Origin of the sequence: Aquitalea pelogenes (assembly GCF_001515305.1) — a bacterium.
In the GTDB taxonomy this organism is placed as follows: Bacteria; Pseudomonadota; Gammaproteobacteria; order Burkholderiales; family Chromobacteriaceae; genus Aquitalea; species Aquitalea pelogenes.
This window is the reverse complement of sequence record NZ_LNQV01000011.1, coordinates 32,349-50,268: the sequence shown is the minus strand read 5'-3', so window position 1 is coordinate 50,268 and position 17,920 is coordinate 32,349. Positions and strand designations below refer to the sequence as shown.

24 protein-coding genes and 4 tRNA genes are annotated in these 17,920 nt (G+C 59.6%); 18 read left to right on the top strand and 10 right to left on the bottom strand.

The annotated features are described in order from the left end of the window. From AWT75_RS06675 to AWT75_RS06660, 4 genes are all read left to right on the top strand, one after another. Nucleotides 1-555 (top strand): DUF4390 domain-containing protein, encoded by a 555-nt coding sequence (locus tag AWT75_RS06675; RefSeq protein WP_239689491.1) that lies wholly within the window; start codon nucleotides 1-3, stop codon nucleotides 553-555. Then, entirely contained in the window at nucleotides 555-2,660 is a 2,106-nt protein-coding gene (locus AWT75_RS06670) for a sensor histidine kinase (protein ID WP_062788380.1), read from the top strand. The genes AWT75_RS06675 and AWT75_RS06670 overlap by 1 nt, the downstream gene beginning before the upstream one ends. Beyond that, nucleotides 2,660-3,928 carry a sigma-54-dependent transcriptional regulator gene (locus AWT75_RS06665; RefSeq protein WP_045846398.1) on the top strand — a complete coding sequence of 423 codons (1,269 nt, stop codon included), beginning with the start codon at nucleotides 2,660-2,662 and terminating at the stop codon, nucleotides 3,926-3,928. Before AWT75_RS06670 ends, AWT75_RS06665 begins: the two co-directional genes overlap by 1 nt. Before the next feature lie 108 nt (nucleotides 3,929-4,036). Then, complete coding sequence (locus AWT75_RS06660) at nucleotides 4,037-4,792, top strand: HesA/MoeB/ThiF family protein (protein WP_062788377.1); 756 nt, start codon at nucleotides 4,037-4,039, stop codon at nucleotides 4,790-4,792. Between the two features lie 213 nt (nucleotides 4,793-5,005). Here AWT75_RS06660 and AWT75_RS06655 read toward each other — a convergent pair whose 3' ends face one another. The 5 genes from AWT75_RS06655 to AWT75_RS06635 form a co-directional block, all read right to left on the bottom strand. Then, nucleotides 5,006-5,497, bottom strand: a complete 492-nt coding sequence (locus tag AWT75_RS06655; protein WP_045846396.1) for a TlpA disulfide reductase family protein — start codon at nucleotides 5,495-5,497, stop codon at nucleotides 5,006-5,008. Nucleotides 5,498-5,554: 57 nt separating this feature from the next. After that, a complete protein-coding gene (locus AWT75_RS06650) occupies nucleotides 5,555-5,962 on the bottom strand; it encodes an acyl-CoA thioesterase (RefSeq protein ID WP_045846395.1) in 408 nt (135 codons plus the stop codon). A 28-nt stretch (nucleotides 5,963-5,990) separates the two neighbouring features. Continuing rightward, nucleotides 5,991-6,365 (bottom strand): hypothetical protein, encoded by a 375-nt coding sequence (locus tag AWT75_RS06645; RefSeq protein WP_045846394.1) that lies wholly within the window; start codon nucleotides 6,363-6,365, stop codon nucleotides 5,991-5,993. A gap of 14 nt (nucleotides 6,366-6,379) precedes the next feature. Continuing rightward, the gene (locus AWT75_RS06640; RefSeq protein ID WP_062788374.1) at nucleotides 6,380-7,252 is read right to left on the bottom strand and encodes an energy transducer TonB; all 873 of its coding nucleotides are present in this window, start codon (nucleotides 7,250-7,252) and stop codon (nucleotides 6,380-6,382) included. Nucleotides 7,253-7,356: 104 nt separating this feature from the next. Continuing rightward, the gene (locus AWT75_RS06635; RefSeq protein ID WP_062788372.1) at nucleotides 7,357-7,821 is read right to left on the bottom strand and encodes a Dps family protein; all 465 of its coding nucleotides are present in this window, start codon (nucleotides 7,819-7,821) and stop codon (nucleotides 7,357-7,359) included. Between the two features lie 93 nt (nucleotides 7,822-7,914). On the opposite strand from AWT75_RS06635, the gene AWT75_RS06630 reads away from it, so the two are divergent. Further along, nucleotides 7,915-8,211: a DUF167 domain-containing protein gene (locus tag AWT75_RS06630; protein WP_045846391.1), complete on the top strand. Its 297-nt coding sequence runs from the start codon at nucleotides 7,915-7,917 to the stop codon at nucleotides 8,209-8,211. An 8-nt stretch (nucleotides 8,212-8,219) separates the two neighbouring features. Here AWT75_RS06630 and AWT75_RS06625 read toward each other — a convergent pair whose 3' ends face one another. After that, nucleotides 8,220-8,645 carry an FxsA family protein gene (locus tag AWT75_RS06625; protein ID WP_045846390.1) on the bottom strand — a complete coding sequence of 142 codons (426 nt, stop codon included), beginning with the start codon at nucleotides 8,643-8,645 and terminating at the stop codon, nucleotides 8,220-8,222. On the opposite strand from AWT75_RS06625, the gene cutA reads away from it, so the two are divergent. The 6 genes from cutA (at nucleotide 8,644) to AWT75_RS06595 (ending at nucleotide 9,954) form a co-directional block, all read left to right on the top strand. Next, the gene (cutA, locus tag AWT75_RS06620) at nucleotides 8,644-8,988 is read left to right on the top strand and encodes a divalent-cation tolerance protein CutA (protein WP_062788369.1); all 345 of its coding nucleotides are present in this window, start codon (nucleotides 8,644-8,646) and stop codon (nucleotides 8,986-8,988) included. The genes AWT75_RS06625 and cutA overlap by 2 nt on opposite strands. 153 nt (nucleotides 8,989-9,141) lie before the next feature. After that, nucleotides 9,142-9,217: transfer RNA gene (locus AWT75_RS06615), tRNA-Lys, on the top strand. A 10-nt stretch (nucleotides 9,218-9,227) separates the two neighbouring features. Next, a tRNA-Lys gene (locus tag AWT75_RS06610) sits at nucleotides 9,228-9,303 on the top strand. A 31-nt stretch (nucleotides 9,304-9,334) separates the two neighbouring features. Continuing rightward, nucleotides 9,335-9,410, top strand: a tRNA-Lys gene (locus AWT75_RS06605). Nucleotides 9,411-9,421: 11 nt separating this feature from the next. Next, nucleotides 9,422-9,497, top strand: a tRNA-Lys gene (locus AWT75_RS06600). Nucleotides 9,498-9,627: 130 nt separating this feature from the next. Then, nucleotides 9,628-9,954, top strand: coding sequence for a hypothetical protein (locus AWT75_RS06595; RefSeq protein WP_062788367.1), 327 nt, complete (start codon nucleotides 9,628-9,630; stop codon nucleotides 9,952-9,954). A gap of 47 nt (nucleotides 9,955-10,001) precedes the next feature. Here the strand turns inward: AWT75_RS06595 and AWT75_RS06590 are convergent, their stop codons facing one another. Both AWT75_RS06590 and pyrE read right to left on the bottom strand, forming a co-directional pair. Further along, complete coding sequence (locus AWT75_RS06590; protein WP_062788365.1) at nucleotides 10,002-10,607, bottom strand: DUF4124 domain-containing protein; 606 nt, start codon at nucleotides 10,605-10,607, stop codon at nucleotides 10,002-10,004. Beyond that, nucleotides 10,608-11,252 (bottom strand): orotate phosphoribosyltransferase, encoded by a 645-nt coding sequence (pyrE, locus tag AWT75_RS06585; RefSeq protein ID WP_062788363.1) that lies wholly within the window; start codon nucleotides 11,250-11,252, stop codon nucleotides 10,608-10,610. It abuts the gene before it with no gap. Nucleotides 11,253-11,328: 76 nt separating this feature from the next. Between pyrE and AWT75_RS06580 the strand changes: the two genes are divergently transcribed. The 4 genes from AWT75_RS06580 to AWT75_RS22695 all read left to right on the top strand — a co-directional run bounded on the left by AWT75_RS06580 (nucleotide 11,329) and on the right by AWT75_RS22695 (nucleotide 13,508). After that, a complete protein-coding gene (locus tag AWT75_RS06580; protein ID WP_062788360.1) occupies nucleotides 11,329-12,111 on the top strand; it encodes an exodeoxyribonuclease III in 783 nt (260 codons plus the stop codon). 182 nt (nucleotides 12,112-12,293) lie between these two features. Beyond that, a complete protein-coding gene (locus tag AWT75_RS06575; protein WP_062788358.1) occupies nucleotides 12,294-12,746 on the top strand; it encodes a hypothetical protein in 453 nt (150 codons plus the stop codon). 137 nt (nucleotides 12,747-12,883) lie between these two features. Beyond that, nucleotides 12,884-13,306, top strand: a complete 423-nt coding sequence (locus tag AWT75_RS22700; RefSeq protein WP_239689490.1) for an alpha/beta fold hydrolase — start codon at nucleotides 12,884-12,886, stop codon at nucleotides 13,304-13,306. Then, a complete protein-coding gene (locus AWT75_RS22695) occupies nucleotides 13,275-13,508 on the top strand; it encodes an alpha/beta hydrolase (protein ID WP_239689489.1) in 234 nt (77 codons plus the stop codon). The genes AWT75_RS22700 and AWT75_RS22695 overlap by 32 nt, the downstream gene beginning before the upstream one ends. A gap of 74 nt (nucleotides 13,509-13,582) precedes the next feature. Here AWT75_RS22695 and AWT75_RS06565 read toward each other — a convergent pair whose 3' ends face one another. Further along, nucleotides 13,583-14,419 (bottom strand): sulfurtransferase, encoded by an 837-nt coding sequence (locus AWT75_RS06565; RefSeq protein ID WP_062788356.1) that lies wholly within the window; start codon nucleotides 14,417-14,419, stop codon nucleotides 13,583-13,585. Between the two features lie 190 nt (nucleotides 14,420-14,609). Continuing rightward, on the bottom strand, nucleotides 14,610-15,020 hold the full coding sequence (locus AWT75_RS06560; protein WP_062788354.1) for an HIT family protein: 411 nt from the start codon (nucleotides 15,018-15,020) through the stop codon (nucleotides 14,610-14,612). Nucleotides 15,021-15,189: 169 nt separating this feature from the next. Here AWT75_RS06560 and paeA point away from each other — a divergent pair, with 169 nt between their 5' ends. The 3 genes from paeA to AWT75_RS06545 all read left to right on the top strand — a co-directional run bounded on the left by paeA (nucleotide 15,190) and on the right by AWT75_RS06545 (nucleotide 17,872). Further along, the gene (gene paeA, locus AWT75_RS06555; RefSeq protein ID WP_204376893.1) at nucleotides 15,190-16,497 is read left to right on the top strand and encodes a polyamine export protein PaeA; all 1,308 of its coding nucleotides are present in this window, start codon (nucleotides 15,190-15,192) and stop codon (nucleotides 16,495-16,497) included. 136 nt (nucleotides 16,498-16,633) lie between these two features. Continuing rightward, a complete protein-coding gene (locus tag AWT75_RS06550) occupies nucleotides 16,634-16,927 on the top strand; it encodes a hypothetical protein (RefSeq protein WP_045846384.1) in 294 nt (97 codons plus the stop codon). Nucleotides 16,928-17,119: 192 nt separating this feature from the next. Further along, nucleotides 17,120-17,872 (top strand): glutathione S-transferase family protein, encoded by a 753-nt coding sequence (locus AWT75_RS06545; protein ID WP_062788351.1) that lies wholly within the window; start codon nucleotides 17,120-17,122, stop codon nucleotides 17,870-17,872. The last annotated feature ends 48 nt before the right edge of the window (nucleotides 17,873-17,920 follow it).

Genomic DNA, 17,920 nt, shown 5'->3' with positions numbered 1-17,920 from the left:
GTGTTATGGCTACTGGTCTGTGCCGTTCCCACGGCGCAGGCCGATGGCATTCTGGCGCGGCGTGCCGATGCCGAGCTGACGCAAGATGGCCAGCTTTCGCTCAGCACCCGCTTCCAGACCAAGTTATCCAGCAGCCTGAATGATGCGCTGGCACAAGGTGTCACCTTGACCTTCCGGCTGGAGTTCGAACTGACCCGGCCGCGCAGTACCGCCTATTACCTCAATCTGAAAGAGTGGTTCGAGCCACACGCCAGCCTCACGTTCAAGCTGTCCTATCAGTCCCTGACCAGTCGTTATCGCGTCACCATCGGCAGTTTTTCAAATTATTACCGCTCCCTGTCCGAGGCCATGGGTGCCCTGGGTTCCATTCAGGACTGGCGCGTCCTGCAAAGCGGTGCGCTCGATCCGCGCAACCCCGGCAGCGTGGCAGGCCGGGTGCGACTGGTGCTGGATATCAGCGAGCTGCCCAAACCCTTCCAGCTCAATGCCCTTGGCTCCGGCGAATGGAGCCTGTCCTCCAACTGGACCAGCATCACCATGAAAGAAGCTAGCTGATGCGCTACGCCGCCATTGCGCTGGCGACGTTCGGGGCCATCATGCTCTACCTGCTGGCCATTGCCACCGGCAATGCCTCCAAGCTGGCGGAATACTACTGGTGGGTGTTCGGGCTCAACAGCCTGTTGCTGGTTGGCCTGCTGGCCGTGGTGGGGCGGCAGCTCTTGCGGCTGCGCCAGCGGGTGAAGGGCCGGGTGTTCGGTGCCAAGCTGACCCAGCGTCTGGTGATGATGTTTGCCATGGTCGCCCTGGTGCCGGGCATGCTGGTGTTCACCATTTCCGCACAATTCCTGACGCGCAGTATCGAAAGCTGGTTTGACGTGCGGGTAGAGTCCGCGCTGGATCGCGGGCTGGAGCTGGGCAAGGGCGCGCTCAACTACGTACTGGAAGATGTGGCCCGCAAGAGCCGCGTGGTGCTGGACGATATTGACGGCATGCCGTCCCTGATGCTGCCGTCCCGGTTGGAGCGCCTGCGCGAACAACTGGGTTTGCGCGAGGTGGCCATCTTCAACAAATCCGGACAACTGCTCAACTTTGCCAGCAGCAATACCCGGCAATTGCCGCAGGCCCCATCCCGCGATGCCCTGCGCGGCCTGAAGCTGCGGCAGGGCAGCAAATCGGTGGAGAATGACGCCGCCGGACTCACCTTACGCGTATTGCTGCCCTATCGCACGCTGGAAGGCGAATGGCGCGTGTTGCAAGTGGTGCAGGCCGCGCCGCAATCCATTGCCCGCGATGCCGAGCAGATCGAAACCGCGCGTGCCGAATACCACCAGCTACTGTTGTCGCGCGATGGCCTGAAAACCTTCTACATGCTCACCCTGGCGCTAGCCTGTCTGCTGGCCCTGACCTCAGCGCTGGCATTTGCCCTGTTTCTGTCAGAACGCCTGTCCGCGCCGCTGTCCGAGCTGGCCGCAGGTACGCGTGCGGTGGCGCAAGGTGACTTCTCCAAACGCCACCCGGTATACCGGCGTGACGAGCTGGGCATGCTCACCACGCTGTTTAACCGCATGACCCAGCAGCTGGATGAAGCACGCCAGACGGCCAACCAGACCCAACAGGCGCTGGAAAGCGGCAAGCTTTACCTGGAAAGTATTCTGGCCAATCTCTCCGCCGGGGTGATTGCACTGGATGCGGCCTGGCAGCTGCGCGCGGCCAATACCAGTGCCGGACGCATTCTGGGTGTGGATTTTTCCGAGCTGGTGCCCTACCCGGTAGAGCAGTGGTCCACCCGGGTACCGGCCTTGATTCCCCTGGTGGATACCATGCTGCAGCATGGTGAAAACAAGCAGGAAGAAGAGTGGCAAACCCAGCTGGACTACATGACCGGGCAGGGCGCGCGCAGCCTGCTGGTACGCGGTGCCCGCTTGCCCGAACGCTCCGGAAGCGGTTATGTTGTGGTGTTCGACGACATTACCGAGCTGGCGCGGGCGCAGCGGGATGCGGCCTGGGGCGAAGTGGCCAAGCGGCTGGCGCATGAAATCCGCAATCCGCTCACGCCCATCCAGCTGTCGGCCGAGCGCCTGGCGATGAAGCTTTCCGCCAAGCTTGAAACTGCCGATGCGGACATGCTCAAACGCTCTACCGACACCATCATCAAGCAGGTGGCGGCACTGAAGAACATGGTGGATGCCTTCCGCGATTATGCCCGGGCACCGCGCATCAAACTCAGTGAACTTGATCTCAATCAGGTGGTGCGAGAGGTAAGTACGCTGTACGAATCCAATCCGGCTGTTAAGATTGAACTGGAAGAAAGGCCGCTGATGATCATGGGGGATGCCGCACTGCTGCGGCAGGTATTGCATAACCTGATGCAGAATGCACAGGATGCGGTCCTTGACGTTGACATCCCGATGATTCACATTAGCAGCCGACAAGAAGGAAGAAACGCGATCGTCTGCGTGCAGGACAACGGTTCGGGCTTTCCTGCCGAGCTCCTGCCACGCGCGTTCGAGCCCTATGTGACCAGCAAGCCCAAGGGCACGGGGCTGGGACTGGCGGTGGTGAAGAAAATAGCGGAGGAACACCATGGTCAGGTCACATTGGGGAATGGCGAGCAGCACGGCGCGCGCATTCTTCTCACCCTGCCATTGCTGGAGGCCTAATGCGTAGCAGCGATATATTGATTGTTGATGACGAGATCGGGATTCGTGAACTGCTCTCGGAGATCCTGCAGGATGAGGGATACACGGTTGCCCTGGCGGAAAACGCCGAGGTAGCCAGACAGTTGCGCAACCAGACACGTCCGGCGCTGGTGTTGCTGGATATCTGGATGCCCGACTGCGACGGTGTGACACTGTTGAAGGAATGGGCCAAGTCCGGCCAGTTGAACATGCCGGTGGTCATGATGTCCGGTCATGCCAGTATTGATACGGCGGTGGAAGCCACCCGTATCGGTGCTTTCGATTTCCTGGAAAAGCCGATTGCCCTGCAAAAACTGCTGACTACCGTACAGCGGGCTCTGAAGTATGGCGACATGCAAGCCAATACTTCGCTGAACCTGGACAAGCTGGGCCGCAGCGAACCCATCCAGGAACTCAAGCGTCAGCTGGAGCGGGTGGCCAAGGTCAAGTCGCCGGTGTTGCTGACCGGTGAGCCTGGCTCCGGTTTCGAACTGGTGGCGCGCTTTTTCCATCAGGGCAATACCCCCTGGGTAACGCCTGCCAAGCCGGAACAACTGGCTGATGCGCCGCTGGAGTTGCTGCAAAAGGCGAATAACGGCGTGTTGTTCCTGCCGGAAATCGGCCAGTACAACCGCCGGGTGCAGCAAGGTTTGCTGTTCCTGCTGTCCAAGCTGGATCGCTTCAATGTGCGCCTGCTGTGCTCCTGCAGCCGTCCCTTGCAGGAACTGCTGGTGGACCCGGAATGCGATAACCGTTTGCTGACTGCACTGTCCAGCGTGATCGTGCCGATTCCGCCGCTGCGTGAGCATGCGGAAGACATCATCTTCATCGCCGAACAGATCCTGATCGAGCTGGTGGAGTCACGGCAGATCCCCAACAAGAAACTGACCACTGCGGCGCTGAATGCCCTGCGTCAGTATGATTGGCCGGGGAATCTGGAGCAGCTGCGCAGCATCATCAAGAGCCTGGCGCTGACCTCCGAGTCGGATGATGTGGACGCCCCGGAAGTCAACAAGGTGCTGGCCCAGTTCCGCCATGAAAAACCGGTGGAAGAGTCCGGCTTCGACTTCAACATGCCTTTGCGTGAGTTGCGTGAACAGCTGGAGCGTCGTTACTTCGAGTACCACATCTCGCTGGAAAACGGCAATATGAGCCGCGTGGCACAGAAAGTGGGCCTGGAGCGCACTCACCTGTATCGCAAGCTCAAGCAGTTGGGCATCAAGTTCGCCCGCAAGGTGGTGGAAGAATAATCCGCCGCTTGCCCAACCAGACGCCAGCTTCGTGCTGGCGTTTTGTTTTTCCGGCTAGCTCGCAGGAACTATGGCGTCTGGCGACTGATTTCACTAAGCTTCACCCTCATGACAGATCTGAACGATGCGGCGCTGCTGCGCTATAGCCGGCATATCCTGCTGCCGGAAATCGATATCGAAGGCCAGCAGCGGCTGGCTGCCGCGCGGGTATTAGTGATTGGTGCCGGCGGGCTGGGCTCGCCGGTGGCGCTGTATCTGGCCAGTGCCGGTATCGGCCATATCACGCTGGCCGACGACGACGCGGTGGAGCTGAGCAATCTGCAGCGCCAGGTGGTGCACGATATGGCCTCACTGGGGCAGAACAAGGCTGAATCAGCCCGTGCCCGCATGCTGGCACTCAACCCGGATATTTCCGTGCGGTCGCTGGGTGAACGGCTGGATGCCGCGCGCCTGCTGGAGGAAGCCCGAGCGCATGATCTGCTGCTGGATTGTTCGGACAATTTCGCCACCCGCCATGCAGTAAACCGCGCCAGCGTGGCTGCCGGGGTGCCGCTGGTATCTGGCGCGGCCGTGCGCTTTGCCGGCCAGCTGGCGGTGTTTGATCCGCGTGTTGCCGGCTCACCCTGTTATCACTGCCTGTTTGCCGAGGAGGGCGAGGCATCTGATGGCCCGTGTGCGACCTTTGGCGTGTTGTCACCGCTGGTTGGAGTAATCGGCAGCTTGCAGGCGGTGGAAGCGGTGAAACTGCTGGCAGGCCGCGCACCGGTACTTGGCCGTCTGACCCTGTACGATGCACTGAGCGGTGAATTCCGCCAGATGAAGTTTGGTCGTGATCCGGCCTGTCCGGTATGTGCGGTGCGTTGACCGGACCTCGGTTGCGATTATTGGCAAACGCCTCTCGCTTTCTGTAAGGAAAGCCAACCCTTACGGGGTCCGGGCGGGGGGAATGGACGGGAAGGCTGCCGAAGAAATGGCTTAGTCGAAAGGCCCGGCCTTGCCGGGTCCAGTAGAGTCGCATCAAATCACTGCCTAAGCAGCAGAAAGCCCCGCTTTGGCGGGGCTTTCTGCTGACCGGGTTCAGGCGCCCAGTTGCTGGTTCAGGATCTGGTGTACTTCCTTGAAATCCATCACCCCGACATAGCGTTTGAGGATATTGCCCTGCTTGTCGATCAGGAAAGTGGTGGGTGCCAGCTGGATGTCACCAAATGCCTTGGCAATGCTGCCTTCGCCATCCAGGGCGACAAAGAAGGGCAGCTGGTATTTCTGTACAAAAGCCTGTACGTAGTTGGGCGGGTCATAGCTCATGGCGACCGCCATGATCTGCAAGCCCTTGCTGCCATACTGCTGGTGCAGCTTCTTGATTTCCGGCATTTCTTCCACACAGCCCGAACAACTGGTGGCCCAGAAATTCACCAGCACCACCTTGCCCTTGAGCGAGGTGGTATCGGCGTGCTGGCCGCCAAGCGAGGTGTAGCTGACCTGCGGTGCTGCATTGCGGTCGAACAGGGTGGTGTAGGCAATCAGGCCGACTACGGCCACGGCCAGGAGCGAGAGCAGAACCTTCTTCATGCGGGGTCATCCGGGAGGTGGAAAAACGGCAGCCCCACACGCGTGGGGCAACCGGCACTATTGGTCCAGCATGGATTGCAGGAGTTCCTTCAATTGTCCCTCAAGTGTCACCGCCTTGTTCTGCTTGGCGTCAAACACTACAAAGGTGACATCGGCTTCCGCCACCACCTTGTCAGTGCCTGCCAGGGTGACGCGCTGGTGCATGACTGCACTGCGGCTGCCGATGGATTTGACCGAGGTGGCAATGGCCAGCGCATCGCCCATGGTGGCCGGATAGCGGTAGTCGATATTGATGTTGACCACCACCAGTGCCAGACCGGACTGCAGGAACCAGGGCAGGTCGCCGCGTTCTTCAAAGAAAGTCCAGCGGGCTTCTTCCAGGAATTCCAGGTAACGGGCGTTGTTGACGTGGCCGTACAGGTCCAGGTGATAACCACGGACCTTGATATTTGTTTCATGTGTCATGTGTTTCCCCTCGGTGTGATGCTGGGTCTCAATCCTCGGCATTGAGGTCCAGCGGAACGAATGGCTCGCGCTCTAGTGGCGTCTCGACCATATCGGTAAGAACGGAGTGGATTTCAACATCGAACCACTCCAGGAACAGGGCCGGTGTCAGTTGCTCCGGCCACAGTGTTTCGTCATCGCACCAGTCGGCCAGCTCGGCCTGAAACAGCATGCGGTAGTGTTGCAGCACAAAATCGTGGGCGGATTCATAATCGTCCGCCGCCGGAATCAGCAGGGCGTTGCAATCCCGGGTAAGGCTGTCGAGCTCCAGCTGGCCGTCCAGATCGCCCGGCAATTGTTGCAGCCATGCGAGAAACGGTGCCCGGGGACGGATCAGGGCGATGCTGCGATTGACTTCAAACATGGTGAATCCTTGCATTAATGGCTGGAAAGCTGGTTGTCGCGGGTGAAGGCGAAGGTTTGCACGATGATTTTGGCACCTTGCTGAGCCAGTGCCGGTGGGAAGGGACTGAATGGTGCACTCATCTGGACGATGCGTCGTGCACCTTCATCCAGTACGTTGTGTCCGGAACCTCGCAGGATGCGGCATTTGAGCAGGCTGCCATCCGCGGCCACGGTCACTTCCAGCGTCACCGAGCCATGAACGTTCTGGCGGCGAGCCTCTTCCGGATAATTCAGGTTGCCGATCCGTTCGATGCGCAAGCGCCAGTCGGTCTGGTAGCGCGCCCATTCATAGCGGTGGGTACTGTCGCCACTCCCGTTTTTGCTACCGGACTCCTGTGCACTGTCGTTCAGTGCCACATCACCCCGTTGCACACTGTTCAGTTCGCCCACCTGTGCCAGCAATGCGGCTGCATTCACTGCCGCTGGCGGGCTGCTGTTGTCACCGGGACTGGGGGCAGGCAAGGTTGCGGCCTGCTTGTTGTCCGCTTTGCGGATGGTATGTACCTGGCGTTGCTGTGGCGCGGCCTGGGCAGGCTCTGCCGCTTGTGCGGCGGGTGTTGGCTGTTCGTTGAGATTGCGATGGCTGGCCTGGCGGAATTTTTCGGTGGTATTGCCACTGCCCTGATTATTGTCGGTGCCCAGGCGGTGGGTGTCCGGCGCGCTCTTGCTGGGCGTGCTGGCCAGGTTCACGCTGATGGTGTGGCTTTCTGCCAGTCGCAGCGGGCGGACCCATGAAATCATGCTGGAACCGAACAGCAAGACATGAGCCAGTACCGAAACGGCGATCATGATGATCAGCGTCAGTTTCTGGTTGTGGCTGGCAGGGTTGCGCAGATGGGCAGTCATGGTTGTGCGGCAGGCTCCGTAGGTCTGCTGCAGTTTAACATGCAGCAGCCATCCGCAAGAAAAACGCCGCGACTGGCGCGGCGTTGGCGGGATGATGCGTGGACTTATTTGTCCAGCATGCTGCGCAGCATCCAGGCCGTTTTTTCATGCACTTGCAGGCGCTGGGTCAGCAGGTCAGCGGTGGGTTCGTCCGAGGCGCGGTCAGCCAGCGGGAAAATGCTGCGGGCGGTGCGACAGAGGATTTCATGGCCATCCACCAGCTGGGCCAGCATTTCCTCGGCCTTGGGCACGCCGTTGGCTTCGGCAATGGCGGTCAGCTTGGCATAGTCGGCATAGCTGCCCGGTGCAAAATGCCCAAGGGCACGGATGCGCTCTGCAATCAGGTCGACAGCCAGTGACAATTCGTTGTACTGGGTTTCGAACATCAGGTGCAGGGTGTTGAACATCGGCCCGGTCACGTTCCAGTGGAAGTTGTGGGTTTTCAGGTACAGGGTATACGTGTCAGCCAGCAGCCGGGAAAGGCCATGTGCAATGTCTTGACGGTCTTGTTCGTTGATGCCGATATCCATATGCAAACTCCTGTTGGTAGCCATTCCGGAACGACGGTTTGCCAGTATGTGGCCCGGATCGTCTAGAATTGCCATTTTGCGAAAAAATACACCATGAAACCCTGGCTGGTCTGTAGCGGCAATACCGTGCGTCTGACGCTGCATGTTCAGCCCGGCGCCAGAAAAACCGAAGTCGCCGGTGAGCATGGCGACTGCCTGAAAATCCGTCTGGCCGCGCCACCGGTGGATGGCAAGGCCAATGCTGCCTTGCTGGCCTGGCTGGCAGACTGTTTTTCGGTTGGCAAGCGTGCGGTCAGCCTGCAGGCCGGTGACAAGAGTCGCCACAAAGTGGTTTCCATTGACACGGTGCTGGATGAAGCTGCCGTGCTCAAGCTGCTACATGTCCAGTGAGTGTGGCCTCAGGGCAGGTGACGTTGCGTGTCACTGCGCTTGGGGTCAACCCGGCTGAACTCGCCTTCTATCACATCATCGGCCATTGCGCCGGGATTTGCCATCGTGTTCAGCTTCGGCCCCTTGAATGGCAGCAGCAACAAGATGGCCAGCACATCACTCAGAATGCCCGGAATGGCAAACAGCAGGCCTGACAGTGCATAGCGCAAGGGCCAGAGCAAGGAATACAGGGAAACTTGCTGCCCCTGACGCACGACGCTGGTGAGGGTGATCAGTGCGCCCAGTTTCTGGTTGCGCAGCATCCAGATCCCCAGCAGGCTGCTGGCCACGACCAGCAGGAAGACCACCCCGCCACCAAGATGGTGGGCCAGTGTAACCAGCGTGGCGATTTCCAGTAAGGGATAAAGCAGTAACAGCAACAGAATTGCGCGCATGAATCGAGGTACCCGTATGAATTGTCTGATGGTGTTCTGCAATGTGCCGGATGAAACAACGGCCAGACACATTGCCCATGTTCTGGTGCAGGAGCAGTTGGCTGCCTGCGTCAATATTCTTCCGCCCTGTCAGGCGGTGTATCGCTGGGAGGGTGCGCTGCAGGAAGGCAGCGAATATCCCTTGCTCATCAAAACCACTGCTGCGGCTTATGCCGCACTGGAGCAGCGCTTGCAAGCCCTGCATCCGTATGATGTGCCGGAAATCATTGCATTGCCAGTCGCACAGGGCTTGCCTGCCTATCTGACATGGGTATCTTCCGAGGTGGTTTCAAGAGAGTGCTGAGCCGGGGCGACAATTATTTTCGACTGCTTTGCTGATTGTCAGGTTCCGGTGAATGTGCACGAATTTCGGGTCTATGCCTCGGTTTTTTCAAATTAATTCGGTAAAAGTATTGACTGAAAAAGGCTGTTTTATTATAGTTGCGAACTCTTTCGTGGGTCGGTAGCTCAGCCGGTAGAGCAGCGGACTTTTAATCCGTTGGTCGCGAGTTCGAATCTCGCCCGACCCACCACGTTTCATCCGGGTTGTTAGCTCAGTTGGTAGAGCAGCGGACTCTTAATCCGTAGGTCGAGTGTTCGAGCCACTCACAACCCACCAGTTTTTCCGGTTTTGCTGTATGGCAAGACTCGGGTCGGTAGCTCAGCCGGTAGAGCAGCGGACTTTTAATCCGTTGGTCGCGAGTTCGAATCTCGCCCGACCCACCACCGCTTCATGCGGGTTGTTAGCTCAGTTGGTAGAGCAGCGGACTCTTAATCCGTAGGTCGAGTGTTCGAGCCACTCACAACCCACCAGAATCAGCAAAAGCCCGGTCGCCAAGATGACCGGGCTTTTGTTTTGTGGCGGGTGCACGCCAGGGTCGTCAAGGCTGGCCGTGGTGTGGATAATGACGGGGTCAACCATGGCTGTGAGAGGGCCCAGGCAATGATCAAACAATTTGCTGTTGTACTGTTGCTGGCAGCACCGCTGCCACTATTGGCGCAGACGGTCGATGAACAATTGCTGTCGGCACAGATGGCTTACCAGCAGGCCAACAACCAACAGGAGCAGGCCGCCGAGCGGCTCAAGCAGGCACAAGCGGCCAAGCAGCAAGCCGACCAGCGCTTGCTTGATGCCCAGAATGCAGTACAGAAGGCGACAGATGAACTGGCTGCGGCCACCAGTGCCGACGCGGCTGCCAAACAGCAAATGCAGCAGCAGACCCAGCAATTGAATGAAGCCTGGAAACGCAAGGAAGCCGGTGGTCAGTAAGAGCCAGCTCCTGAATTGAAAAAAGCCGGTTAGTCCGGCTTTTTGCTTTACTGCTTGCTACGCGAGATCTGTTGGTAGCGCGCGATGTCTTCCTGCATTTTCTGGCGCACGTTGTTGTATTCCGCCTGTTTGGTGGCGATCAGTGTGCCCAGGCCCTTCTGTTCCTGCTGGATGACCTGGATATTGTGCTGCAGACCGGCAGGCACCGGACGATGCTGTTGCTGGTTGACAGTTTGCTCCTTGAGCATGTCGCGCAACTGCAGGTTCAGGGTTTTCATGCGGGAATACTGGGCATCCAGCGAGGCTTGCAGAATCCCCAGCTGTTTTTCGCGATCCTGGCGCAGCTCGTCCACATTGCGATAGCTTTCCAGCAAACTCTTGTCATAGCGGGCGCTATCCAGCTGGCGTTGCTGCTCCTGCTTGCGCACGGCTTCGCTGGCTTCGCGTTGTTGACGTGCCTGCTCGCTTTCTGCCTGCTTGCGTACCACGCCCTGACGGTTCAGTTCTGCCACGCCCTGCTTCTGGTGCTGCAAGGGCGGTGCATCGCTGTAATGCACCTTGCCCGCATCGTCCACCCACTTGTACAGGCCGCCATCAGCCATGGCGGCACCGCAACTCAGCAGAATCAACAGGGCGGGCAGGTGCTTGGTCATTTAGTCATTCACTCCATATTGGGCGCGGTAGTCACGTACCGCAGCCAGATGTTGTGCCAGCTCCGGGCTGCCTTCAAGGAAGCCCAGCAGGTCTTTGAGGGTGGCAATGGCGACCACCGGCATGCCATATTGCTGTGCCACTTCCTGTACGGCAGACAGTTCGCCCGTGCCGCGCTCCATGCGATCCAGCGCAATGGCAACACCGGCCGGGGTGGCACCTGCAGCACGAATCAATTCAACCGATTCGCGCACCGAGGTTCCGGCGGAAATCACGTCATCAATGATCAGGACACGGCCTTGCAGCGGGGCACCAACCAGCGTGCCGCCTTCGCCGTGATCCTTGGCTTCCTTGCGATTATAGGCAAACGGAACGTTGCGGCCTTGTTCGGCCATGGCCATGGTGGCACCGGCTGCCAGAATGATACCCTTGTAGGCCGGTCCGAACAGCATGTCGAACCCGATATTACTCGCCATTATGGATTTGGCATAGAAGCGAGACAGGTGCAGGGTGGACAGGCCGTCGTTAAACAGGCCGGCATTGAAGAAGTACGGCGATTTGCGCCCTGCCTTGGTGATGAACTCGCCAAATTTCAAAACCTGCTTGTCGAGTGCAAAACGGATAAAATCTTGGCGGAAATCGCTCATATCATTCCTCTTAGAAACTAGTTAACTATCTGAACGGCTGGAAAATTTGCCGGCAAGGATAGCACAGGAGACTGCATTGCTTCGAATCGTTTCAGCCAACCTCAATGGTATCCGCTCGGCGGACAAGAAGGGTTTTTTTGACTGGATGTCCACCATCGGGGCGGATTTCGTTTGTGTGCAGGAGCTGAAGGCGCAGGCAGGGGACCTGAGCGAGCGCATGCGGGCACCGGACGGCATGACCGGCTATTTCCACTATGCCGAGAAAAAAGGTTATAGCGGCGTGGGGGTCTACACGCGCCGCCAGCCGGATGCGGTGATCGAAGGGCTGGGCGTGGACTGGATCGACGCCGAGGGACGCTTCCTGCAGCTGGATGTTGGCAATCTCAGTGTGATTTCGCTCTATCTGCCGTCTGGTTCCAGCAGCGATGAGCGCCAGCAGGTGAAGTTCCAGTTTCTGGATGTGTTCATGCCGCACCTGGAGCAACTCAAGGCAGCGGGTCGGGATATCGTCATCTGCGGGGACTGGAACATTGCCCATCAGGAAATCGACCTGAAAAACTGGAAGGGCAATCTGAAGAATTCCGGTTTCCTGCCGGAGGAACGGGCCTGGATGAGCGACTTGCTGGGGCGCGTGGGCTGGTGCGATGTCTGGCGTACCCTGTACCCGGATCAGCCCGGCTACAGCTGGTGGAGCAACCGCGGTCAGGCTTATGCCAAGGATGTGGGCTGGCGTATCGATTACCACATCGTCACCCCGTCCTTGATGGCCTTGGCCAAAAGCGCATCGGTCTACAAGGAGGAGAAGTTCTCCGACCACGCCCCGCTGATCGTCGATTACGCACTGGAGCTGCCAGCCTGAGCGCTGCCGGGCGCTGCTTGATGAATTTGTGTTGAGCCGGTTGCGATTGCTAACACATCGCAATGATTGTTTTCACCAGTGGCAGCTTGCCGGGGCTAGGATGAAGGCATCGGGGCAGATTGCCTGCGCTGCCTTTGGCCTGCCGCAGGTGAGCGTGAACAACACTTATCTCAGGACGCGCCATGAAACATCGTCTGCTGTTTTGCTTGCTGGCATTGACCGCCGCCACCCCGGCGCTGGCGGCCAATGTCGGTATTTCGGTCAATATCGGAGAGCCGGGCTTCTACGGCCAGCTGGATATTGGTGATTATCCGCCACCGGCCTTGTTGTACCCGCAACCGGTGATTGTCAGCCCGGTGGTGGTGGCACAGCCACCCATCTACCTGCGGGTGCCACCGGGCCATGCCCGGCACTGGGATCGCTATTGCAGCCGTTACCATGCCTGTGATCGCCGGGTGTATTTCGTGCAGGACCAGTGGTATCGCCAGGAATATGCGCCGCGCTATCTGCGCGAGCACCCGCATGGTCACCATGACAATGGTTGGCATGAGGGCGATGACCACCGCGGGCATGGACCACGGGACGGACGTCCGGGCGAGCCCTGGCCGGACCAGGGTGGACCGGGCCGCCACTGAGCTTGTCGTTTTCCCTTGCACACCGCCGGTCATGCCGGCGTTTTGCATTCTGTGGCAAAGCGCTTTAGCCTGTGCTCAGAATGACAAACCCGTCCTGGCAGACAGGGCGCAACCACGGTGCAGCATGAGTACGCCTGATGCACCGGCAACAAGCAAGGGTGATGATGCTGGACGATGATGATGTAGTGCTGATTACCGTGCCTGGCTGGGGTAATTCCGGTGACAAGCACTGGCAAACCCTGTGGGAGCTGACCTACCCGCTGGCGCGGCGCGTGCAGCAGCAGGACTGGCTGTACCCGGAGCGCGAAGCATGGGTAGCGGCGCTGGATCAACTGGTGCGGGACACGCCCGGCCGTATCGTGCTGGCAGCACACAGTCTGGGCTGTCATACCACGGTGGCCTGGCTGCGCACGGTGGATTTCCTTACCCAGCGGCGCATCAAGGGCGTGCTGCTGGTGGCGCCACCGGCACTGCCGATTACCGAGGCAAGGGCGCGCGCCAGTGGCGAAACTGCCGGCTGCTGCGGCCATGCCGGCGTTTACCGGTTTCGAACAGCCTGACGCGGGCGCATTGCCGGTGCCGGCGGTGATGGTGGCCAGCCGGGATGATCTGTTTTGTGATTTCGCCACTGCCGAGTCCATGGCCTCAGGCTGGGGCGTGCGCTTGCTGGACGCCGGCAAGGCCGGTCACATGGGCAGCCATGCCGGGCTGGGAAGCTGGGCGGCGGGTCAGCAGTTGTTGCAGCGTTTCATCCTGGCCTGAACTGGCCTGTGACGAAAAACCGCCGTCCCGGATAGCGCAGACGGCGGTTTTTTCATGGTGGTCACTTGGTTAACTTAGCGGGCGACCGGGCGCTCCGGATCGCTGCACCATTCGCTCCATGAGCCCGGATACAAGCGGCTGCCGGTCAGCCCGGCATGTTCCATCGCCAACAGGTTGTGGCAGGCGGTGACGCCGGAACCGCACTGATGCACGATTTCTTCCGGGCTGATGCCAGCCAGTACGGCCTCCCATTCGCTGCGCAGGGTCGCCGGGTCCTTGAAGCGGCCATTGCCATCCAGATTGTGCTGGAAGAAGCGGTTGCGTGCGCCGGGGATATGGCCGCCGACCGGATCCATGGTTTCGCCTTCGCCACGGAAGCGCTCCGGACTGCGGGCATCCACCACGACAAAATCCTGTTCTTCCAGATTGGCCAGTACCTGATCGGCATCGACGGTTTCGATCAGGCTGGCCTTCACCGGGAAGCGGCGCGGCATATGGCGCTTCTTGTCGGTTTCCAGCGTGGCACCGGCCTGTTGCCAGGCCTGGATGCCACCATCCAGTACCGCTACCGCAGCATGGCCCAGCCAGCGCAGCAGCATCCAGGCGCGGGCGGCGTACATGCCTCCGGCGTCGTCATAGCACACTACTTGTACATCGGCGGTAATGCCGGCAGCACCCAGGTCCACTGCCAGACGCTGGCCGTCCGGCAGCGGGTGACGGCCATTGCTGCCGGTTTTCACGCCGGACAGGTGGTAATCCAGGTTGAGGTAAAGGGCACCGGGAATATGGCCGGCTTCGTAAGCATGCGAGCCGTATTCCGGGTCGGTCAGCTGGAAGCGGCAGTCGAGGATGACGGTGTGTTCCGGGTCCAGTGTCTGTAACTGGGCCGGGCTGATGAGGGTGGTGTACATCGGCAACTCCTGTGTGAGTGGTGGGCGGGTCGGGTCGACCTGCCGGTCTCGGGAGGAGCCGCTTACGAGCCGGCCCAGGGGCCGGCTTGAAAGCGGTTCCGCGTCATCGCTGGCAGCATTTGCCACCAGCATGATCGCTCTAGCCTACACAGAAGCCATGGCCGCGGGCAAGTTGCCGGGGATGGCGCGCTCAGCTGGCAGCTTGCTCCAAGAGGGCAGTGCGCAGCAGTCCGGCCAGTTGCGGCTGGCTGTGGTCGGCCCCTTCGCGCTGCGGGCTGGCCCAGATCGGGCTGGGGAAATGGGCATCATCGGCAAAGCGCGGAATCACATGCCAGTGAAGGTGTGGCACCACATTGCCCAGGCTGGCCAGATTGATCTTGTCCGGCTGCATGACGTGGCGGATGGCTATTTCGGTACGCATCACCCAGTCGAGCAAATGACTGCGATCGGTGACGGTGAGGTCACTCATTTCGCGTACATGCTGTTTCCAGATGACGCGGCAAAAGCCGGGATAGCCGGCTTCTTCTACCAGCAAGACCCACAGTCGGGCATCTTCGTACAGCAATTCGCCGGCAGGCAGGGTGCAAAGCGGACAAGTCATGAGCGGATCGCCTTATTCTGTTGAAGGATGTCGCTCATTCTACCGTGCCACGGCCTTGCGGTTTTTTTTCGTCTGTTATACTGACTCCACTGTCCGCATGTTCAGTCCTGTCATGCGGAATGGCTATCCTGTACAAGACATCCCGTCGCTAACTCCCTGGAAATACTGTGTGAATCTGGTTCAGAACCTGATGGTGATTGCCGTACTGATTTTGATCAGTGCCTTCTTTTCCGTATCGGAAATCTCGCTGGCGGCGGCACGCAAGATCAAACTGCGGCAAATGGCCGAAGAGGGCGACGTGCGTGCCGAACGCGTGCTGGCCTTGCAGGCGCAGCCGGGCTTGTTCTTTACCGTGGTGCAGATCGGCCTGAATGCCGTGGCCATCATGGCCGGTATCATGGGCGAGGCGGCCTTTACCCCCTATTTTGCCCAGGCACTGCATCTGGTGTTTTCCGCCGACTGGGTGGAACGGGTCAGCTTTCTGCTGTCTTTCGTCACCGTCACGGCGCTGTTCGTACTGTTTGCCGACCTGATGCCCAAGCGCTTGGGCATGTCGGCACCGGAGCAGATTGCGGTGCGCGTGGTACGGCCGATGCAGGCCTGTGTGCGGCTGTTCATGCCCTTGGTGTGGCTGTTCAACAGCCTGGCCAATGCCTTGTTCCGCCTGTTTGGCCTGCCCACCGCGCGGCCGGACGACCTGACGCCGGATGATATCGTGGCAATGATGGAAGCCGGGGCCGAGGCTGGCGTGCTGCAGGAGCAGGAACATCACCTGATCGAAAACGTGTTCGAGCTGGAAAGCCGCACCGTGCCGTCGTCGATGACCGCGCGCGAAAGCGTGGTGTATTTCACCCTGCAGGAAGAAGAAGCCAGCATCAAGCGCAAGATTGCCGAAAGCCCGCATGCCAAGTATCTGGTATGTGACGGCGTGGTGGATGCTGTCGTTGGCTATGTGGATTCCAAAGACATCCTGACCCGGCTGGTGAATCAGCAAAGCGTGTCGATCAAGCGTGAGCTGACCATCCGCAGTGTGCTGATCATCCCGGACAGCCTGACCCTGTCCGAGCTGCTGGAGCGCTTCAAGGCCTCGCGCGAGGACTTTGCCGTGGTGATGAACGAGTACGCGCTGGTGGTGGGCATCATCACGCTGAACGACGTGATGAGCACGGTGATGGGCGACCTGGTGTCGCAAAGCCAGGAAGACCAGATCGTGCAGCGTGATGCCGACAGCTGGCTGGTGGATGGCGCCTCGCCGGTGGAGGACGTACTGCGTGCGCTGGATATCGATGGCTTCCCGGATGACGAGAACTACGAAACCATTGCCGGTTTCATGATGTACATGCTGCGCAAGATTCCCAAGCGCACCGACCATGTCGAGTACGCGGGCTACAAGTTTGAAGTGGTGGACATCGACAATTACCGTATCGACCAGTTGCTGGTCACCCGTGTGCAGGCACCCGCTCCGGCTGGGGGCTGAGGCGGTTACGAACGCTTACACGGCCTTACAAGAGTCTCACAGACGCGCAGCTTTCCCCTCCCTAAGATGCAGTTCATGGAGACAGCAAACACGCTGCCCCCGGAACCCAACAAAGTCGCCTTACGGGAGAATGACCATGAAAAAGATCGCCGCCCTTGCCCTTGCCGCCGTGTTTGGTCTGGCTTCCGCTGCCGGTTTTGCTGCCGATGCCTCTGCTCCGGCTGCCAAGCCTGCTGTCGCTGCGCCGGCCAAGGCCCATGCCAAGGCACACCATGGCAAGAAAAAACATCATCAGGTGAAGAAGGCCCGCAAGGCCGCTTCGGCACCTGCCGCACAAAAGGCACAAGCTGCCAAGAAGCATGTGCACAAGCATCACCACCGCCATGCGGTGAAGCATCACCAGCATGCCCCGCGCAAGCTGAACCAATAAGCCATAAGCCGCACAGCGGCAGCTCACTCGCAGTATGTAGTGCTCAAGCAAGAGGAGGCGCAAGCCTCCTTTTGCTTTTGGCTAGTCCGGAATGACCGGTCTGATCTGGCGCAATATCCCAGCATATACCGACAATGCACATGTCATTGCGTGGCATCATGCTGGCTCTGCCAATACGGGCCGGATGGGCTGATGCTGACACTCTACCAATTCCCCTTTTCCCATTTTTGCGAAAAAGCCTGCTGGGCACTGGACCTCAAGCAGCAGCCCTACCGCGCGGTCAACCTGTTACCTGCCTTGCATCTGGCCTGGAGCCGGCGCATGGCCAGTGCCAGTTCACTGCCCATTTTGCGTGACGGGCCGTATATCGTGCAGGATTCGGCCGCCATCATCGACTATCTGGACCAGCGCTGGCCACAGCAGAGCCTGACACCGACAGACGGGAACCTGGCCCGGCAGGCGCGGCAATGGGAGCAATGGCTGGGCGATGAAATCGGCGTGTCCTTGCGCTTGTGGTTCTATTCTCACGTGCTGCGTCAGCGTCAGTACGCGATGGCTTTTCTATTACGGGGTGCGTCGCGTGGTCAGGGACTGGCGTTTCAGGCACTGTTCGGCCTGATCCGCCATGCCATGTTTTACAAGATGCGGATCAACCCGCAGAGCGCTGCTGCAGCATTGCCACAGCTGGAGCGGGCACTGGATACGCTGGAAGCTGCCTTGCAAGGGCGGGATTATCTGGTGGGGGATGCCTTCAGCCGGGCCGATCTGACCGCCGCTTCCCTGCTGTGGCCGATGCTGCCGTGGAGTGGTGATGAGACGGCCATGCAGGCCTGCCTGCCCGAGGTGATCAGGCAATGGCGGCAGGGCTTCACGCAGCGTCCGCTGTATGGCTGGCTGCAGCGCACCTACCGCCTGCATCGCCCCGTATCTTGCATTCAGCCATGAAAAAACCGCAGGCCGGAGCCTGCGGTTTGTAGGGTAGTACCAGGGTGA

Coding starts and splice junctions, on each gene's coding strand:
- AWT75_RS06670 (WP_062788380.1), top strand. CDS start 555: ATGCGCTACGCCGCCATTGCGCTGGCGACGTTCGGGGCCATCATGCTC.
- AWT75_RS06665 (WP_045846398.1), top strand. CDS start 2,660: ATGCGTAGCAGCGATATATTGATTGTTGATGACGAGATCGGGATTCGT.
- AWT75_RS06660 (WP_062788377.1), top strand. CDS start 4,037: ATGACAGATCTGAACGATGCGGCGCTGCTGCGCTATAGCCGGCATATC.
- AWT75_RS06655 (WP_045846396.1), bottom strand. CDS start 5,497: ATGAAGAAGGTTCTGCTCTCGCTCCTGGCCGTGGCCGTAGTCGGCCTG.
- AWT75_RS06650 (WP_045846395.1), bottom strand. CDS start 5,962: ATGACACATGAAACAAATATCAAGGTCCGTGGTTATCACCTGGACCTG.
- AWT75_RS06645 (WP_045846394.1), bottom strand. CDS start 6,365: ATGTTTGAAGTCAATCGCAGCATCGCCCTGATCCGTCCCCGGGCACCG.
- AWT75_RS06640 (WP_062788374.1), bottom strand. CDS start 7,252: ATGACTGCCCATCTGCGCAACCCTGCCAGCCACAACCAGAAACTGACG.
- AWT75_RS06635 (WP_062788372.1), bottom strand. CDS start 7,821: ATGGATATCGGCATCAACGAACAAGACCGTCAAGACATTGCACATGGC.
- AWT75_RS06630 (WP_045846391.1), top strand. CDS start 7,915: ATGAAACCCTGGCTGGTCTGTAGCGGCAATACCGTGCGTCTGACGCTG.
- cutA (WP_062788369.1), top strand. CDS start 8,644: ATGAATCGAGGTACCCGTATGAATTGTCTGATGGTGTTCTGCAATGTG.
- AWT75_RS06625 (WP_045846390.1), bottom strand. CDS start 8,645: ATGCGCGCAATTCTGTTGCTGTTACTGCTTTATCCCTTACTGGAAATC.
- AWT75_RS06595 (WP_062788367.1), top strand. CDS start 9,628: ATGATCAAACAATTTGCTGTTGTACTGTTGCTGGCAGCACCGCTGCCA.
- AWT75_RS06590 (WP_062788365.1), bottom strand. CDS start 10,607: ATGACCAAGCACCTGCCCGCCCTGTTGATTCTGCTGAGTTGCGGTGCC.
- pyrE (WP_062788363.1), bottom strand. CDS start 11,252: ATGAGCGATTTCCGCCAAGATTTTATCCGTTTTGCACTCGACAAGCAG.
- AWT75_RS06575 (WP_062788358.1), top strand. CDS start 12,294: ATGAAACATCGTCTGCTGTTTTGCTTGCTGGCATTGACCGCCGCCACC.
- AWT75_RS22700 (WP_239689490.1), top strand. CDS start 12,884: ATGCACCGGCAACAAGCAAGGGTGATGATGCTGGACGATGATGATGTA.
- AWT75_RS22695 (WP_239689489.1), top strand. CDS start 13,275: ATGCCGGCGTTTACCGGTTTCGAACAGCCTGACGCGGGCGCATTGCCG.
- AWT75_RS06565 (WP_062788356.1), bottom strand. CDS start 14,419: ATGTACACCACCCTCATCAGCCCGGCCCAGTTACAGACACTGGACCCG.
- AWT75_RS06560 (WP_062788354.1), bottom strand. CDS start 15,020: ATGACTTGTCCGCTTTGCACCCTGCCTGCCGGCGAATTGCTGTACGAA.
- AWT75_RS06550 (WP_045846384.1), top strand. CDS start 16,634: ATGAAAAAGATCGCCGCCCTTGCCCTTGCCGCCGTGTTTGGTCTGGCT.
- AWT75_RS06545 (WP_062788351.1), top strand. CDS start 17,120: ATGCTGACACTCTACCAATTCCCCTTTTCCCATTTTTGCGAAAAAGCC.